General features: G+C 30.9%; 15 protein-coding genes. 11 read left to right on the top strand and 4 right to left on the bottom strand.

Annotated elements, in window-relative coordinates; genetic code table 11:
- The first annotated feature begins 90 nt into the window (after positions 1 to 90).
- From LBV24_RS00285 to LBV24_RS00255, 7 genes are all read left to right on the top strand, one after another.
- Positions 91 to 288, top strand: a complete 198-nt coding sequence (locus LBV24_RS00285) for a hypothetical protein (protein WP_224476608.1) — start codon at positions 91 to 93, stop codon at positions 286 to 288.
- Position 289: 1 nt separating this feature from the next.
- Positions 290 to 1,672: a class I SAM-dependent methyltransferase gene (locus tag LBV24_RS00280; RefSeq protein WP_224476607.1), complete on the top strand. Its 1,383-nt coding sequence runs from the start codon at positions 290 to 292 to the stop codon at positions 1,670 to 1,672.
- Complete coding sequence (locus LBV24_RS00275) at positions 1,669 to 3,153, top strand: sulfatase-like hydrolase/transferase (RefSeq protein ID WP_224476606.1); 1,485 nt, start codon at positions 1,669 to 1,671, stop codon at positions 3,151 to 3,153. The genes LBV24_RS00280 and LBV24_RS00275 overlap by 4 nt, the downstream gene beginning before the upstream one ends.
- 127 nt (positions 3,154 to 3,280) lie before the next feature.
- A complete protein-coding gene (locus tag LBV24_RS00270; protein WP_224476605.1) occupies positions 3,281 to 4,129 on the top strand; it encodes a FemAB family protein in 849 nt (282 codons plus the stop codon).
- Positions 4,126 to 5,223, top strand: coding sequence for a DegT/DnrJ/EryC1/StrS family aminotransferase (locus tag LBV24_RS00265; RefSeq protein ID WP_224476604.1), 1,098 nt, complete (start codon positions 4,126 to 4,128; stop codon positions 5,221 to 5,223). The genes LBV24_RS00270 and LBV24_RS00265 overlap by 4 nt, the downstream gene beginning before the upstream one ends.
- Positions 5,224 to 6,534: an O-antigen translocase gene (locus LBV24_RS00260; protein ID WP_224476603.1), complete on the top strand. Its 1,311-nt coding sequence runs from the start codon at positions 5,224 to 5,226 to the stop codon at positions 6,532 to 6,534. It abuts the gene before it with no gap.
- A 10-nt stretch (positions 6,535 to 6,544) separates the two neighbouring features.
- Positions 6,545 to 7,837: an O-antigen translocase gene (locus LBV24_RS00255; RefSeq protein WP_224476602.1), complete on the top strand. Its 1,293-nt coding sequence runs from the start codon at positions 6,545 to 6,547 to the stop codon at positions 7,835 to 7,837.
- Here LBV24_RS00255 and LBV24_RS00250 read toward each other — a convergent pair.
- Complete coding sequence (locus tag LBV24_RS00250; protein ID WP_224476601.1) at positions 7,818 to 8,972, bottom strand: glycosyltransferase; 1,155 nt, start codon at positions 8,970 to 8,972, stop codon at positions 7,818 to 7,820. The genes LBV24_RS00255 and LBV24_RS00250 overlap by 20 nt on opposite strands.
- Positions 8,973 to 8,997: 25 nt before the next feature.
- Here LBV24_RS00250 and LBV24_RS00245 point away from each other — a divergent pair, with 25 nt between their 5' ends.
- Both LBV24_RS00245 and LBV24_RS00240 read left to right on the top strand, forming a co-directional pair.
- Positions 8,998 to 10,092, top strand: coding sequence for a glycosyltransferase (locus LBV24_RS00245; protein ID WP_224476600.1), 1,095 nt, complete (start codon positions 8,998 to 9,000; stop codon positions 10,090 to 10,092).
- Positions 10,093 to 10,094: 2 nt separating this feature from the next.
- The gene (locus LBV24_RS00240) at positions 10,095 to 10,505 is read left to right on the top strand and encodes a sugar 3,4-ketoisomerase (RefSeq protein ID WP_224476599.1); all 411 of its coding nucleotides are present in this window, start codon (positions 10,095 to 10,097) and stop codon (positions 10,503 to 10,505) included.
- Here LBV24_RS00240 and LBV24_RS00235 read toward each other — a convergent pair.
- Together LBV24_RS00235 and LBV24_RS00230 are read right to left on the bottom strand one after the other, a co-directional pair.
- Positions 10,485 to 11,426 carry a glycosyltransferase family 2 protein gene (locus LBV24_RS00235; protein WP_224476598.1) on the bottom strand — a complete coding sequence of 314 codons (942 nt, stop codon included), beginning with the start codon at positions 11,424 to 11,426 and terminating at the stop codon, positions 10,485 to 10,487. The two genes, LBV24_RS00240 and LBV24_RS00235, sit on opposite strands and share 21 nt — an antisense overlap.
- Position 11,427: 1 nt before the next feature.
- Entirely contained in the window at positions 11,428 to 12,315 is an 888-nt protein-coding gene (locus LBV24_RS00230) for a capsular polysaccharide export protein, LipB/KpsS family (RefSeq protein WP_224476597.1), read from the bottom strand.
- A gap of 452 nt (positions 12,316 to 12,767) precedes the next feature.
- Between LBV24_RS00230 and LBV24_RS00225 the strand changes: the two genes are divergently transcribed.
- The gene (locus LBV24_RS00225; RefSeq protein WP_224476596.1) at positions 12,768 to 13,664 is read left to right on the top strand and encodes a 2OG-Fe(II) oxygenase; all 897 of its coding nucleotides are present in this window, start codon (positions 12,768 to 12,770) and stop codon (positions 13,662 to 13,664) included.
- On the opposite strand, the gene LBV24_RS00220 is transcribed toward LBV24_RS00225, so the two are convergent.
- Positions 13,661 to 14,344, bottom strand: a complete 684-nt coding sequence (locus tag LBV24_RS00220) for a cell division ATP-binding protein FtsE (RefSeq protein ID WP_224476595.1) — start codon at positions 14,342 to 14,344, stop codon at positions 13,661 to 13,663. The two genes, LBV24_RS00225 and LBV24_RS00220, sit on opposite strands and share 4 nt — an antisense overlap.
- A 210-nt stretch (positions 14,345 to 14,554) precedes the next feature.
- Here LBV24_RS00220 and LBV24_RS00215 point away from each other — a divergent pair, with 210 nt between their 5' ends.
- Positions 14,555 to 17,578 carry a tetratricopeptide repeat protein gene (locus LBV24_RS00215; RefSeq protein ID WP_224476594.1) on the top strand — a complete coding sequence of 1,008 codons (3,024 nt, stop codon included), beginning with the start codon at positions 14,555 to 14,557 and terminating at the stop codon, positions 17,576 to 17,578.
- The last annotated feature ends 37 nt before the right edge of the window (positions 17,579 to 17,615 follow it).

The following is a 17,615-nucleotide window of genomic DNA, read 5'->3' as shown; positions in this document are numbered from 1 at the left end:
TTATTGCAAATGCTGCAATTTTGTCCGTTAATATTTATTATTTGACTACTAATAAAAATTAGAAGTTTTATATTTACAAAAACTAGTTAAATGCATTTTCTTTATTTCGATCCAGGTTTAGGTGCAATGATAATACAAGCTATTGTGGCGGCTGTTGCAGGTGTAGTTTTATTTTCTAAGAATTTGATGTACAAGATTAAACTGTTTCTGGGTTTAGCTAAACCAATGGAGGATGATGTGTTTGATGATATTGATGTTAAAGATTCTGATGTAGACAATACTAAGTAAAGTGGATTCTAAAGAACTTCATTCTTCTTCATTTAGAGATCCTTCAGGTTACATTTTTTTAGATAATGGCGTAATAAAAAGGGTAATAAATCCTATTTATTTTAATCAATATAAAGAACTTAAAAACTCTGGCTTTTATAAAAGTCTATTTGAAAATTCCTTATTGATTTCGCATAAAGAATTATCGATTTCAGAAAATGAAATTATAATTCAACCAGAACATATTCCATTTATAACTTATCCTTATGAATGGAGTTTTAACATGTACAAAGAGGCGGCACTTCTTACTCTGAAGATTCAGAAATATGCCTTGGAAAGAGGGTTTGCACTCAAAGATGCTTCGGCCTTCAATATTACGTTTCATAAAGGGAATGCCATATTTATTGATACTTTGAGTTTTGATTTTTATAAAGAAAATCAACCTTGGCGAGCTTACAAGCAGTTTATAACGCATTTTTTTGGACCTCTTGTATTAGCACATTATCATGGTGCAGATCAGTTAAAATTAATGAGCAATTTTATTGATGGAATACCAGTTACATTAATTAGCTCAATGCTACCTAAAAGAACAAAACTGAATCCTACATTATTTAGTAATATCCATCTTTTGGCAAAGCTAGAAAGTAAGCACAATACCGATTATGAAGGCGAGACTAAGGTTAAGGAATTGTCTAAAAAAGGATTACTTAATATAATAGAAAGCTTATACAGCCATATTAAAAACTTAAAGCTTAAAGGTCAAACCGAATGGTCTGATTATTACGATAAAACAAACTATTCAGACGAGGCATTTAAGCATAAATCTGCAATAATTAATAGCTGGATAAATAATTTGAATCCTACGAAGTTAATTGATGTAGGAGGAAACGATGGGACATTCGTAAGGTTCATTGATTATAAAATTGAAGAAAACCTTGTATGTGATATTGATAACAATGTAGTAGATATCAATTATCTTACAATGAAGAAGAACAAAGAAAAGGACATTTTACCATTTGTTCTAAATGTGCTAAATCCATCACCTGCAATTGGCTTAAACAATAAAGAACGAAGTTCATTTTTAGAACGAATCAAACAATATTCACCAGATGTTACTATGGCTTTAGCGGTTATTCATCATATGTCATTATCTGGTAATGTCCCTTTTATAGAATCCGCGAAGTTTTTCAGTATTTTTTCAAAAGATTTAATTATTGAGTTTCCAAATCGAAATGACTCCTGGGTAAAACGGTTGTTAAGAGCCAAAGGAGAATTTGAATCGTATTTTGATTTTTACAACATTGTTAATTTTGAAAAATCATATTCGGCATATTTTGATATTATCGAAAAGCTTGAAGTAAAGAGCTCTGAGCGGGTTATGTACTTAATGAAGATTAAAGCTTGAGTAATCTAAAACAAAAAATACTCGCATTTATAGACAGTGAGCATGAGTCACCAATCCTCGCATTTGTTGCAATAGGAATTGCTCCAATTCTCTTTTATGTTGCCAATAATTATTGGGCTTTAAATTCAATTTCACATCTACTCTTTTTTTCGGCATGTTTAATTGGATTTGCGGTAGGCTTAAACGCAGTTTATTATATGTGTTTTAAAACCAATAAGAAATTACATAAACATAAGGGACACGCTTTATTTTGGTTTTTAGTTATAGGTGTTATTTTTTTTCTAACACATACTTATTTTAATTCTACCTTAAAACGTGTTTTTTTATTGCTTGCACTTGTTGCATTGTGGAAATTAATACCCTTCAAACCTAGAAAACTTTATAAGAAAATCATAGTGATGCTATTGTTGTTTTCGGGTTTGTCAATGTTAAGAATTCTTATCCATGCTTATGAGGATATTAAGCCAGATACATGGGTAAGACAACCTGATGATATAGAAAATGTTAAGTTCAAGAAAACACCAAACGTTTATATGATTCAGCCAGACGGATATGTGTCTGAACAAGTGTTTGACTCTTCACCATATAGTGCAAAAAGTGATTTGTTTAGTTGGTTAGAGACTAATGGATATAAGGTTTATGATGGATTTAGAAGTAATTATCCTGCCAGTTTAACTTCAAATGCCTCGTTATTTGCTATGAAACAGCATAAGTTCGCTGATATGTTATTTCCAAAAATTGAAATGGCAAACGGAAGAGAGATAATCTCAACCAATAATCCAGTGGTTTCCATTTTTAACAACAATGGATACCAGACACATTTTATCGCTGAAGATGAATATTTTCAACAGAATAAAAAGCAGAAGATTTACGATCATTATAACATCGAAAAGAGTGATTTCCCTTATATAACAATAGGAGGGAGCGAAGTTAGAGATGTATATAAAGATTTTAAAAAAGTATTTAAACCTGAAGATAAGAACCCTAAGTTCTTTTTTATAGAAAAATTATTGCCGCATCATGTTGCTTTCTATAATACTGATGAATCAATCGATACGGAAAGATCTAGGTATTTAGACCGAATTGAGGAAGTTAATGTTTGGCTTAAGGATATTGTTACATATATTTCAGATAATGACGAAAATTCGATAATCATTATATTAGCCGACCATGGAGGTTGGGTTGGTTTGAGAAGTTTTAATGACCTATATTCTAATGAGAAACCAGAACTGGTAAAATCTATATTTTCAAACATCGCCGCCATAAAATGGAATGGAAATCTAACTGAGGGTTATGACAAAGATTTAAAATCTAATGTCAATGTATTTAGAGTGCTTTTTGCAGCATTAAGCGAAAACCCAAAGTACCTAGATAATTTGGAGGATGATTCTAGTTACAATCTTAAATTAAATAATTTAGGTTATAAAGATGTAATTAAATCAATTGACGGAAAAGGTAATGTGGTAAATATATTAGATTGAAAATTAAGCTTATTAAATTCACGACTAAATTATACTAGTAGAAAAATATACCACTGAAAAGGCTTCCGAATGGAATTCGTTTATTGAGAACTCTCAAGAAGGTACATTTTTGTTCAATCGAAACTTTATGGACTACCACAGCGATAGGTTTGATGACTTTTCGCTTATTGTAAGAAAGGATAACGAGATAGTTGCTGTATTGCCCGCTAATAAAAGTACTGATGAACTTATTTCACACCAAGGCCTAACATATGGTGGATTAATCACAAGGAAAAACTTAGATGTTGAAAGTATCAAAGCGGTTGTAGATGCAGTATTAACCTTTCTAAAGGATGTTGGTTTTAAGTTTTTGGAAATCAGAGAATTACCAACATTCTACCAATGTGATTTATCTCATTATGTGTTTACTGCATTGATGGATTATACTGCAAATATTATTGGTGCAAATAAGGTTTTGGCTATTGACTACAACAAGCCTTTAAGCATACATAAAACCAAACTAAAACATTATAGAAAAAATAAGGACAAAGGGTTTGAAATTAAGGAAGAGGACAATTTTGATGAATTTTGGAATCAGGTTTTGGTACCACGATTAAAAGATAGACATAACACTAAACCAGTTCACACTTTACAGGAGATTTCGTTATTAAAATCTAGATATAGCAATCATATAAAGCAGTTTAATATCTATTTGAAAGGAGAAATATTAGCTGGTATTACTATTTTTGATAAAGGACATATTGTGAAATCACAATATGGAGCAACAACAGCTTCAGGTGAAAAAGAGCGAGCATTGGAATATTTATTTATCAATCTTATTTATAAATTCAAAGCTGAAGGGAAAAGTTATTTTTCAATGGGAACAGTAATGGATAAATCATATCCAGAAGGATATAATATAGGCTTGCTGAGGCAAAAAATAGAACTAGGTTGCAATGAGTATAAGCAGAATATTTTAAGAATTTCTTTAGTATGATACCCTTTCTAGACCTACATAAAATAAACGACAGATTTAGAGATCAGTTTCATGAAGTCTTAAGTGAAAGTCTAAACGAATCACAATTTATTTTAGGAAAAAGCGTAACAAAATTCGAAAATGAGTTCAGTGATTATTGTGGCGCAAAGTATTGTGTTGGTGCAGGAAATGGTTTAGATGCCTTAACCTTAATCTTAAAGGGATATATAGAGTTAGGTCAATTAAATGAAGGTGATAAAGTGCTTGTGCCGGCTAATACATTTATCGCAACAATTCTTTCTGTAATCCATTCAGGTCTAATTCCCGTATTTATAGAGCCAGATAGAGATAGCTATAATATTTCATCTAAAGCGATAAAGTCAATCTTAAACGAAGAAATAAAAGCTATTATAGTCGTTCATTTATATGGTCAATTGGCTGATGTAGAAGCCATTAAGAAAATGTCTGACGAAAAGAACATTTTGTTAATAGAAGATGCTGCACAAGCTCATGGTGCCTCATGTGAAATGGGTAGGGCTGGTAACCTAGCTGATGCTGGTGCATTTAGTTTTTATCCAAGTAAGAATCTTGGAGCACTTGGTGATGGCGGAGCAGTGGTGACTAATGACTTACAATTAATAAATGTTGTTAGGAAGTTGTCTAATTATGGCAGTGAGAAAAAGTATCAGAATAAAATCGTTGGCTTTAATAGCAGGCTTGATGGATTACAAGCTTCATTCTTGTCAATAAAACTGAAATCTCTAAATAAGGATAATGAAAGAAGGCAAGAAATTGCTAAAATGTATTTAAGAGAAATTAAAAATTCAAAGATAAAACTACCTAGCTACAATAATAGTAACGATCATGTTTTTTATGCCTTTGTGGTAGAAGTTGAAGACAGAGACCAATTTTCAAAATATTTGGATAGAAATGAAATAGGTTGGTTGGTTCATTACCCAATACCACCGCATAAGCAAGAGGCATTGAAAGTTTATTCCAAATTAAATTTGCCAATTACAGAGAAGATTCATCAAAGAGTAATAAGTTTGCCGATGAGTCCCATTATGACCAATGATGAAGTAAATAGCGTTATTGACGCCTTAAACACCTATTAATTGAAGAAATTTTTCGATTATATAAACACAGAAGTCTTAAATAAGGCGGCTAGCCTTAACACGGCTAATATTAGTGTTAAGATTATTGCTGGAATTTTAGTCTCAAAATTTATCGCAGTTTTTATTGGAGCTGAGGGAATGGCTCTTATCGGTAACTTGAGGAATTTTCTTAGCGCAGTTCAATCTGTTGCTATTGCAGGTCTCTATAAAGGGGTAGTAAAGTTTATAGATAAGTTTAAGAATAATTCTATCGAGCTTGGTAAAACATTGTCTACGGTATTTTACTTAGGCTTTTTCGCTTCAATGCTTTTGGCATTTTTATGTTATTATAATGCCGAATATATTAATAGCTTAATATTTCAAGGGAATTACAAGTACACCTATGTCATTGAGATACTTTCAATTGTATTGCCATTTTATGCATTAAACATGTTTGTGTTTGCCATAATGAATGGTTTTTCGAAGTATAAAATTCTATTCATAATCAATATTATCGGGCAAGTTCTTGGTCTTTTAGTAACCATTTTATTGATATGGCAAGATAATATTGATGGAGCTTTGGTTGCAGTGGTCATTACACCAGCATTAAACCTTTTAATTTCTATTGTGGGTATACTATACAGGAAGAACTTAATGAACTATATAAAAATATCCGATTTTAGTTTTTCAGTATTAAACAATCTAAGCCCATATATGATTATGGCATTGGTTTCTTCAATAGCCATTCCCATTGTCTTAATTATTATTAGAAATTATTTAATTGCAGAAATTGGATTAAAAGAAGCAGGTTATTGGCAGGCAATGAATCGTGTTTCTGATTATTATTTGATGTTTATTAATTCATTGATGGTATTGTATATATTACCAAGATTTGCTGAAATAAATACCAAGAAAGAATTTAGAAAAGAAGTGTTTAGTTTTTATAAAACCATAATGCCAATTTTTGCCATAATTCTATTGGTTATATATTTGAGTAGATCCTTATTAGTAAGTCTTTTATTTACACAAGATTTTCAACCTGTTGAAGAATTATTCGGTTACCAAATTTTAGGTGATTTTATGAGGGTTTTATCCATGGTTATAGCTTATCAATTCTTGGCGAAAAAAATGTTTGCACATTTCATTGTGCTTGAAATATTTTTGTTTGTAATCATTTATTTTACCAGTATTTATTTTATTGATCTCTATGGTTTAAAAGGTGCCGTAATGGGTCATTGTTTAAGTTATTTTATGCATTTCGGAATAATATTACTAATTTTTGGTAGTTCTTTGTTCGGTGTACTTTCGGATGAAGGAATAGAAGAAAGCTAAATTAGAAATATTGAAACTTCCAGGCTTTATTAAAAATAATATCGTTTTAAAGATAACCTCTTTAAACGCTGTAGTAATTTTTATAAGGCTCATTGTCTCTGTTTTTATACAAAGGTTGTTGGCCGTTACAGTTGGTGAAGCAGGTATTGCCAATATTGGACAAATTAGAAATATACTTGCAATGCTATCGAGTACTTCTACACTTGGCACTTTTAGTGGTGTTGTAAAGTATGTTTCAGAATTTAAAGATAATCGGCCTGAACTTACCAAAGTCTTTTCAAGCGCTACAGCATTTCTAATTATTGGGTCGGTAATTTCTTCTTTAGTCTTATTTATTGGAGCAGATTATTTTACAGGATATGTATTTGATTCAACCGAATATTCATATGTTTTTAAACTTTTGGCGATTATAGTTCCCTTTATTGCTTTTAGTAGAATTATAAGTGGTGTTGTCAGTGGATTGTCTGATTATAAAAAGTATGCAAAAATTGAGCTGATAAGTTATTTGTTAGCTTCATTAGTGTTAGTAATTGGGCTTTATAGCTATAATCTAGATGGTGTTATAATTGCGATTGCCATTGCTCCAATCATACAATTAGTAACGTTGATATTAATATTTGGCAAAACTCTAAATCGTTACGTGAAATTTAAGAATTTCAAGCTCAATTTGGGTTACAGAAATAGTCTTTTAGCCTTTACCTTAATGTCTTTTGTCTCGGCTTTTCTTATAAACTTTATCGAGTTAGAAATTAGAACAATTGTAACTGAAGATATAAATATTAATGAAGCAGGTTACTGGACAGCTATAAACTTTATATCAAAGAATTATATGGTTTTTGCGACAGGTTTATTTACGCTATATGTTTTACCAAGATTTGCAAGTATTAATAACCGTACAGATTTTAATAAAGAGGTGATTAATATTTATAAAACCATACTGCCAATTTTCTTTGCTGGTATGGTGTTGGTATATCTGTTACGTAATTATATTATTGAATTGATTTATCCAAATTTCTTAGGAATGGAACCCTTGTTTAAATGGCAACTTTTAGGTGATTTTATACGATTGTGTGCTTTGGTTTTAGCTTATCAGTTTTTGGCCAAGAAATTGGTGAAAAGTTTCGTGATTACAGAGTTAATTTCTCTGGTTTTATTTTACGTGCTTACCAAGATATTTATTGATACTTATGGTACCGAAGGAGTAGTTATTGCTCATTTTGTGAGGTATATAATATATCTAATCGTTGTAATTATTTTTGTTCAGATATACTACAAAAGACAGTCTAAGATTGATGCTTTATAGCATTAGACCAAATTTCAAGATATTGCTTGGCACAATCAATATAATTGTGATGTTTTTCTACAAATTTTCTAGCATTCTCTGAAATCTTTTCAATTTCGTTAGGATTGTTAATTAACCATTCTAATTTAGAAGCAATGCTTTGGGCATTTGGCAAGGCATTAATTGCGATCGTATCTTTTTCTAAATCAAAATATTCTTCCCATTCTTTTTCTGCACCTGTTAAAACAACTTTTCCTTTTGCCATAGCTTCAAGAGCGTTGAAGCCTTGATCATAAGCATATACTTGGTCCAATAGGATATGTGCTCTATCAAAGCTTTTAATATATTCTTTATACGGAAGGTTTCTAGTCACAATTATTTCAGCTTGATCCCTGAATTTACCTCTTATGAGGTCCAAAGCTTTATCAAAAATGTCATTGCCTTTTTTGTAATAATTGTAAGTGTTAATACCATGAAAAATGACGATTTTGCCATTAATTTTAGGTTTGGAATACTTGAGTTTAGAAGTATTAATCGCGTGAGGAATCATGCCTAAATACTTTTTATATCCAATTAAAGGAAGGTGATAGTCTAAATCATTTGAGATAACTCCCTTAATATATTTAAAAATATGTTTATGTAAGTTTATATGCTCTTCAGTTAAGTAACTTAACGCAGGTGAAAAGTCCTTTTTAGTTCCTTTATTTTCAAAGTAAGGGGTAAGAATTGAATACCTAAATTGTTTATCATAAGCAAACTTTACACTGGGATAGTCTAATCCGCATGATAATAGAAATACTTCCTTGTTCCAATCTTTTAACCAATCAAATATTTCTTTTTGGTGATGTCTCTTGAAATCAAATGGTGCTTCATTGATAAGTTGTACAATATCGAAGCCTGAAAGTTGTTTTTTCTTAGATTTAATTTGTTTTTTTATGCTATGTGCTGAAATATCAAACCCAAGTACTTTAATTAATAAATTTCTAAGTTTCTTAAGAGGGTAAGATGTATAAGGATCTTTAATTTCGACATCCACATCAACTTTTTTGAAACCGTCTCTCATACTCACAACAATGGCCTCATGGCCAAGTTTCTCAAGCCCTTTCTTAATATTCCATTGGGCTCTATTGTATTCTCCAAAAAGTAAAACTTTCATTTAATATCTTTACCATCCAATTAATATGCAAAGTAATCATAAAAAAAGAATATGTATTGTCACTCGTTCACTAAGTGAAGGTGGTGCAGACAGAGTAGCTTCGTTACAATCTATTATGTTAGATAAATTTGGTTATGAGGTGTTTATTGTTACGATTTTAAATGCTATCTCTTATCCTTATAAAGGGGAACTGTTCAATCTCGGAGAAATTAAAGAGAAGAATGATACCATTTTTGGTAGATTTAATCGTTTTCTGTTGTTAAACAAATTCTTGAAGGCGAAAAAAATAGACATTGTTATAGATCATAGAGTTAGGATAAAGCCATTTTCTGAATATATTATCTCCACTTTTATTTATCCAAAAGATACAATATACATAGTTCACAATCATACAATAAATCTATATTTCCCGCCATTTAAATGGTTAACAAAAATTGTTTACAGAAAATCTAAAGCCATTGTTTCTGTTTCCGATAAAATTGAAAAATTAATTTTGAAAAATTATAGATTTAAGAATTTAGCAACGATTTACAATCCGGTTGATTTTAATTATATAGAAAGATGTAAGGTTGAACCTGTAAACCTAAGTACTCCCTTTGTGTTTTGGTACGGAAGATTTGAGGATGAGCAAAAAAACTTATCACTCTTATTAGATGCTTATCATAAATCAAATTTAAGCTCGCGTGGAATTAAGTTAGTGCTAATGGGCAACGGTAAGGACAAGGATAAAATATTATCTAAAATGGAGAAATTAGGAATTGCAAAATCAGTAATTTTACTTCCATTTTCAAGTAATCCTTTTAATCATATTTATAACTCAAAATTTACTGTGTTAAGTAGTCGCTATGAGGGATTTCCAATGACAGTTTTGGAGTCATTGGCCTGTGGAAAACCTGTTGTAAGTGTAAAATATGATAATTATGAAGATGGTGTATTATTAGATAGGTATAATGGTGTTCTAGTCGAAAATCACAATTCAAAAGCATTAGCAGAAGGATTGGATTTACTTGTAGAGGATGAAAAGTTATATCTTAGCTGTTGTGATAAAGCAAGGAGCAGTGTTGAGTCATTTTCAATGGAAGCAATAGCATTGAAATGGCAGAATTTAATTGAATCTTAAATATGAATTCGAAAATAGAAGACGTAGAAATAATTGAAATTCCTAGAGTTCATGATGAAAGAGGGTTATTGGCCGTAATTGAGGGCGAGATTATTCCATTTGAAATTAAACGTGTTTATTACTTGTATGATGTTCCCACCGATGCTTTTCGTGGTGGTCATGCACACAAAGAATTAAATCAACTTATTATTCCGCTTTCTGGTAGTTTTGATGTGCATATAAAGGATGGTGACAATACAAGAATTATAAACCTAAATAAACCTCATAAAGGCTTATTAATTGTTCCTGGAATATGGAGGGAAATAGATAATTTTTCTTCTGGTTGTGTTTGCTTGGTGTTGGCTTCTGCAGAGTACGATGAAGAAGATTACATAAGAGAATATAGTGATTTCTTAGCTTTTAAAAATTCTTAAATACAAACTGTTTTTAATAATAACTGGTCTTATATTGTTAAGTAATTTGAGAAGAAAAGAAGGTGTGCCTAATAATATTTTCTGTTTTGTATTGAGATTTTCAAAATCAATAGTTTTTAGAGTATCCTTATAGATTTTATCTTCACCATTTATTTTTGTTCTCAATGCGAGACCATACCGTTTTAAATCTAAATAGGCTTTGAGGCTACAGTTGCTTTGTTCATATTCTTTAAAGGATTCGAGCAAAATAAATCTAGCGTCATTATCTTCAATTTTACCTAAACTATTTTCAATTGAATTGTTATAAATCATAGTCTTTTTTGGATGAAAAACAATTGGTTCTTTCAATGCAATTCTAATCCACATGTCTAAATCTTGACTACTTAAATAAATTGGATTGAACATGCCATAAGATTCGAATTTAGATTTTTCAATGGAACAAGCTGATGTCCAAACAACAGTTTCTTTAAGACTTGCTTCAAAAAAATCTTCAAGAATGAAGGGTGCATTATTATTTACCTTAATATTAAGCTCAGCTGGTGCTGTATATGTGTTGCTGTGCTTTATAAAATAATTATTGGCGTAAATTCCACTATTGGGAAATGTTGTAATACTTTCATTTAAGGATTCGAGGTGGTTTGGTTTCCATATGTCGTCCGCATCTAAAAATGCAAGGTATTGTCCTTTTGAAAGAGAAGCAGCTTTATTTCTGGCTTTGCTCGCACCTTGATTTTCCTGATGAAATAATCTAATTTTTTCAGAATTTATACGTTCAACAATTTGAACACTATTATCAGTAGAACCATCATTAACTATGACAATTTCATAATCATTAAAACTTTGATTCAAAGCACTTTCTAGACATTCAGCAATGTAGTCTTCCTTATTATAAAGTGGTATGATTACTGAAAAAAAAGGCATTTTAAAGATTTGAAATTAAATGATTGGCAATGGTTTTTGAGGATGTCAATTTTTTATCTGTGATACCTCCCTTAAGCATAACTGTACTATATAATAAATTAATAAATCTATCAATTTCAATTATATCAGGGTTGTTTGAAATTGCCAATTTTATTAAATTACCAAGTTCATGCTTGTTGTCAAGTTTAAAACACACTTTTTTATTATCGTAAAATGCATTTCCAAGAACTATGACAGGTTTGTATTTTGAAATTGCTTCAATGCCTACCGTGGAATTATTCACTACCACAACACTTGCGCTGTCAAGTGCTTTGTTTAAAGTTGAAGTATTGTCAATATAAATATTATGAGTATTTATATATTCATACAATTCATTATCATATTTGCCAATGTAAAGCGGATGTTCTCTAAGAATTAATTTGAATTTTTCAGGTAGATTTTCAAATATGTCTTTTACAATTTCTAAATGTGAATTATAATTAGGACTATGATAAATCATATTAACATCGAGAGGAATTTGCATTGGGAAAAGAATATAATTCATATTCTTAATATCGATTTTTGATTTTTTGCTTGAGTTTTTCTTTCTGTATGAATTTATGTCTGTAAATTTTAAATCTGGAGGATAAATTACTGTGTTTTCAAATAACTTCATTAATAGAATATCTAGACCACGATAAATCGGTGATCTGTTGTACTTTATTGCTTTTTGTTGATTCTGATTATTATGTTCAGTGATTGTGCGTATTAATTCAGTATTTTTTCTAATACTCAAATTTGCATTTACTCCTTGGTCATCAAAAAAGGTTGTGTTAAATGGACCTTGTTCTATGAAGAAAACTTTTATTTTTTTTTGTTTGGCTACTTCAACTGCTATTTCAACGCACATTCTTGAATCACTTATGGAGATTAAGAAATCAGGTTTTTGATTGTCAAAGAATTTATTGAAAAAATCAATATATGCGAGGGCCTGATATTGCAATCTCTTTTTTGAAATGTTTTTGTTTAAGCCTAAATGAAACTTTATAAAATCATTGTATTTTAACCCTTTGTAAGAATTGCTCTTGCCTATTATTTCTATATAAAATTTCTTTTTAAATAGAACTTTAATCCATAAATAAAAAGAAATAAAGTAAATGCCTTTAAATCTCAGTAGCGTGTATAAAAACCCACTAAAATGAATGCTGACAATTTTTAATGAACAATTTGTTTTAGATTTTAACGTATGATTTAGATCAAGGTAAAATCTAGAAAATTTATCCAGAGTACTAATGCAGACAATCTTCATTAATTAAAGAAAAAACAAATTTTAATTAGACGTACAATGTAACTATTTTATAAATGATTCTCAAAGGGATTCCTTTTAATGAATTTAACTTAAATTGCATTATTAAAATGGAAATGGAAAATATTAGTATAAAGGAGATAACAGATTTTATTTATAGGAGTATAGAAGCCCAGAAAGATGAGTTAAGCTTAGCCTATGAGAATTCAAAAAAAGAGATAGGATATTTCTATATAGATAATGTTTTACCAGATGAACTAGCAAAAATATGTTTTAAGGTCTTCCCCAAAAAAGAAGATATGAGATGCTTAAATAGTATCAGGGAATATAAATATGTTTCTGCGCAGATGGATAAGCATAATCCTCTTTTAGAAAAGGTAATTTATGCTTTTCAAGAGGATAAAATAGTTGAACTTATAGGCAAAATTTGCGGTATAAGTACACTTTATGCAGATAAGAGTTTATATGCAGGAGGTTTGTCTTTAATGGCAAACAACAATTTTTTAAATCCTCATCTTGATAATTCTCATGATGCTGAAAGGTCCAGATGGAGAGTCCTCAATTTACTCTATTATGTAACTCCAAATTGGAACCAAGAAAATGGGGGGCATTTGGAAATTTGGCCAAATGGTCCTAAAAAAGATCCGATACTTATAGAAAGTAAATTTAATCGATTAGCAGTTATGGCTACGCATGGTACATCATGGCATTCTGTTAATAAAGTAGTATCAGGTGAGGTGTCTAGATGCTGTATTTCAAATTATTATTTTAGTCCTGATCCATTGAAAGAAACAGATAAATTTCATGTCACGAAATTTAGGGGAAGGCCTGAGGAAAAATTAAAAAATATTCTGTTAGATGCAGATGCCAGTATTAGAATGCTAGTTAGAAAAATCTTCAAAAAAGGAATACGAAAGAATCCACATGTTTATCAAGAGAAAAAGGATATTTAATTCTTTCTTTGTACAACTTCAAACACCTTATTCTCATCACATTTAAGTGTTTTGCTCGGGTATTTTAAAAGGAGAGCATAATCATGTGTTGCCATTAATATAGTATTACCATTTTTGTTTATGTCTTGCAATACCTCCATAACTTCAATACTGGTCTGAGGATCTAAATTACCAGTTGGTTCATCAGCTAAAATAAGTTCTGGGTCGTTAAGTAAGGCTCGCGCAATGGCGATTCTTTGTTGTTCACCACCAGATAATTCGTGCGGAAACTTGAAGCCTTTTGTCTTCATACCAACTTTATTCAAAACACTTTCAATACGGTCCTTAATTTTATCTTTTTCTTTCCAGCCCGTGGCTTTTAAAACAAATTCCAGATTTCCGTTAATTGTTCTATCAGGTAAAAGTTTAAAATCCTGAAAAACTATACCAAGCTTACGTCTTAAAAAAGGAATGTCTTTTTCCTTCATTGACCTTAAATTAAAGTCAACAACAGAACCTTCACCCTCAGTAAGTTCTAAATCGCCATAAAGTGTTTTCATAAAACTACTTTTGCCACTTCCAGTTTTACCAATTAGATACACAAAATCACCTTTTTGCATTTCAAAATTGACATTAGAAAGTACCATGCTTTCACCTTGGTAAATTGTTGCATCTTTAAGTTGTAAGACCGTTTCGGACATAAATGGCTTGAAATTTGTTTAGTGTAAAAGTATTATTAATAAAATCAATTATCAAGTAAGATAAAATACAATAACGGTAATTTGAATTTTTTAATATGCCAGTTTAACATTTAATAAGTTAGTTTATAATTATAATAGAATTCTACCGTTATAGGTTTTGTATTAAATTATATTTATTCATCATAAATTATTAATCAAAAAACGAAATCAATGCTATTATCAATTAGACAATTATTTATTGTTTTTTTTGCATTTTCAATCTTTGGTTTTGCTCAAAAATCAGCAATATATACGAGTGATTTACAAGATTATCAGAAGGCACTTACACTATTCAACAATAAGCAGTACAAAGCGGCACAGTCATTATTTGATGACATAAAATATAACACTGATGACGCTGTTTTACAATCTGACTGTTCTTATTATATAGCTAATTGTGCAGTAAGGTTAAATCAACAAAATGCGGATGATTTAATCACAGAATTTGTTGAAGAATACCCAACAAGTACAAAGAAAAACACAGCGTTTCTAGATGTGGCTGATTATTATTTTGAAAACTCAAAATTCGCTTATGCTCGCAAATGGTACGAGAAGGTTGATGAACTAAGCATTGCGAGGTCTGAACGAAACAGGTACTATTTCAATTATGGATATTGTCTTTATTCAACGGGCAGCAGAAAACAAGCTACAAAATATTTAAATAGAGTTGTTGACTCCAAGGAATATGGTTCACAAGCCAAATATTACATAGGTTATATGGCCTATGAAGGTGATGATTACGATACTGCAAATGAGTATTTTGATCAGGTTAGCGATAATGAAAAGTACAAGGAGAAGCTATCTTACTATCAAGCCGATTTAAATTTTAAGCTAGGTAAGTTTGAACAGGCTATAGATCTCGCAACAGAACAACTGCCAAAGAGCAACTCTAATGAGAAGTCTGAATTATCTAAAATAATAGGTGAGAGTTATTTTAATCTTGAAAAATATCCTGAAGCTATTCCTTACCTCAAAGCCTACGAAGGAAAAAGAGGGCGTTGGAATAATACTGACTATTACCAATTAGGATATGCATATTATAAGCAGAACGACTTTGAAAGTGCAATTTCTGAATTCAATAAAATAATAGATGGAAATAATTCGGTTGCACAAAATGCCTATTATCATTTAGGTGAAAGCTATATTAACTTAGATAAAAAACCAGAAGCGCTAAATGCATTTAGAAATGCATCACAAATGGACTTTGACTTAAAAATTCAGGAAGATGCTTGGCTAAATTATGCCAAGATTAGTTATGAAATTGGAAATCCGTATCAGTCCGTTCCACAGGTATTGTCTGGATATATAGAAAAGTATCCTAAAACGCTTTATAAAGAAGAAATTGAAACGTTATTAATTGATTCTTACATCACATCAAAAAACTACAAAGAGGCTTTAGAATTGCTTAGGGGCAAAAATAGTTTTGAGAATAAGTTGGCTTATCAAAAAGTGGCTTTTTTCCGTGGCATTGAATTATATAATGAAACTAGATACAATGAAGCATTGGATATGTTTAATAATTCACTGAAGGAACCAAGAGATCCTGAATTTGTTGCTAAGGCTGCGTTTTGGAGGGCGGAATCAGAATATAACCTAGCAAATTTTAATGACGCTTTAATTGGTTTCAAACAATTTGCTGGTATGGATGAGGCATCGTCATTACCTGAGAACGATAACCTTAATTATAATCTGGCTTATACATATTTCAAATTGAAAGATTATAACAAGGCTTCTGACTATTTTAATAGATACATTAATTCAAGTTTAGATGATAGGTTAAGACGCAATGATGCCTATTTGAGATTGGGAGATGGATACTTTGTTTCAAGCAAATACCAAAATGCTATTAATGCTTATGATAAGGCAATACAAATCAATGAAATTGAAACAGATTATGCCTCTTTTCAGAAAGCAATGAGTCATGGGTATTTAGGAAAAAGCAAAACCAAAATAAATGAGTTAAAGTCTTTCATAAATGGCTATTCAAAATCGGCACTAAGAGATGACGCCATGTACGAGTTGGCTAATACGTATGTTAAGTCTGGCAATACTGATGCGGCGATGCGCATGTATGATCAATTGAACTCAGAATATAGACGAAGTGCTTTTACTTCTAAAGCACTATTAAGACAAGGATTGGTGTATTATAATGCAAATGATAATGAGCGAGCGCTTAACAAATTTAAAAGGGTAGCAAAGGACTTTCCTGGTTCTGGTGAGGCGGTGCAGGCGGTTTCTACTGCTCGTTTAATTTATATTGATTTGGGCAGAGTAGATGAATATGCAAATTGGGTTCGCTCATTAGATTACGTTGAGGTAACTGATGTGGAGTTAGATAATACCATGTATTTGGCTGCAGAAAAGCCATATCTAGAAAATGATACTGATAATGCAATTAGACAATTTAATAAATACTTAAATCAGTTTCCTAACGGGATTCATGCTTTAAAGTCGCACTTTTATCTGGCTCAATTATATTATCAAAAAGATTTATTTGAAAATGCAGAGCCACATTATACTTATGTTGTCGACGTCTCAAAAAGCGAATACACTGAGCAAGCGACAGTGAAATTATGTGAGATATACTTGAAAAATTCAAGTTGGAGTAAGGCTATTCCTGTTTTGGAACGTCTGGAAAATGAGGCAGACTATCCGCAAAATATACTTTATGCACAGTCTAATTTAATGAATGCTTATTATCAAATAGAAGAGTATGGTAAGGCAGAAAACTATGCTGATAAGGTATTATTGAAAGATCGATTGGACAATAAAATAAAAAGTGATGCGCAACTCATAATTGCTAGATCTGCGATTAAAATCGGTAATGAGGAAAAAGCGAGGGAAGCATATGCTCAAGTACAAAAAATTGCAAGTGGAAGTGTAGCTGCTGAAGCACTCTATTACAATGCCTATTTTAAACACAAGGATGGAAGTTTTGAAGCTTCAAATACAACCATTCAAAAATTGGCAAAAGATTATAGTAGTTATAAGTACTATAGTGCAAAAGGGTTGGTCGTTATGGCAAAAAATTACTATGCATTGAACGATGCTTTTCAGGCAACTTATATTTTAGAAAGTGTAATCTCTAATTTCACAGAATTTGAAGATGTTACAGAGGAGGCCAGAGAAGAGCTAAATAGAATTAAAACTGAAGAAGCAAAAACAAATTCATCAATCGACGCAGACGGAAATTAAGATTGAAATTTCTGTTGAATCAAAATCAAAGTATTAA

Source organism: Winogradskyella vincentii (genome assembly GCF_020166345.1).
In the GTDB taxonomy this organism is placed as follows: domain Bacteria; phylum Bacteroidota; class Bacteroidia; order Flavobacteriales; family Flavobacteriaceae; genus Winogradskyella; species Winogradskyella vincentii.
This window is presented reverse-complemented; position numbering and strand designations above follow the sequence as displayed.

Excerpts from the sequence above, each read along its gene's own strand:
- LBV24_RS00285 (WP_224476608.1), top strand. The coding sequence starts at position 91 with ATGCATTTTCTTTATTTCGATCCAGGTTTAGGTGCAATGATAATACAA.
- LBV24_RS00270 (WP_224476605.1), top strand. The coding sequence starts at position 3,281 with ATGGACTACCACAGCGATAGGTTTGATGACTTTTCGCTTATTGTAAGA.
- LBV24_RS00265 (WP_224476604.1), top strand. The coding sequence starts at position 4,126 with ATGATACCCTTTCTAGACCTACATAAAATAAACGACAGATTTAGAGAT.
- LBV24_RS00250 (WP_224476601.1), bottom strand. The coding sequence starts at position 8,972 with ATGAAAGTTTTACTTTTTGGAGAATACAATAGAGCCCAATGGAATATT.
- LBV24_RS00245 (WP_224476600.1), top strand. The coding sequence starts at position 8,998 with ATGCAAAGTAATCATAAAAAAAGAATATGTATTGTCACTCGTTCACTA.
- LBV24_RS00240 (WP_224476599.1), top strand. The coding sequence starts at position 10,095 with ATGAATTCGAAAATAGAAGACGTAGAAATAATTGAAATTCCTAGAGTT.
- LBV24_RS00235 (WP_224476598.1), bottom strand. The coding sequence starts at position 11,426 with ATGCCTTTTTTTTCAGTAATCATACCACTTTATAATAAGGAAGACTAC.
- LBV24_RS00230 (WP_224476597.1), bottom strand. The coding sequence starts at position 12,315 with ATGTGCGTTGAAATAGCAGTTGAAGTAGCCAAACAAAAAAAAATAAAA.
- LBV24_RS00225 (WP_224476596.1), top strand. The coding sequence starts at position 12,768 with ATGATTCTCAAAGGGATTCCTTTTAATGAATTTAACTTAAATTGCATT.
- LBV24_RS00220 (WP_224476595.1), bottom strand. The coding sequence starts at position 14,344 with ATGTCCGAAACGGTCTTACAACTTAAAGATGCAACAATTTACCAAGGT.
- LBV24_RS00215 (WP_224476594.1), top strand. The coding sequence starts at position 14,555 with ATGCTATTATCAATTAGACAATTATTTATTGTTTTTTTTGCATTTTCA.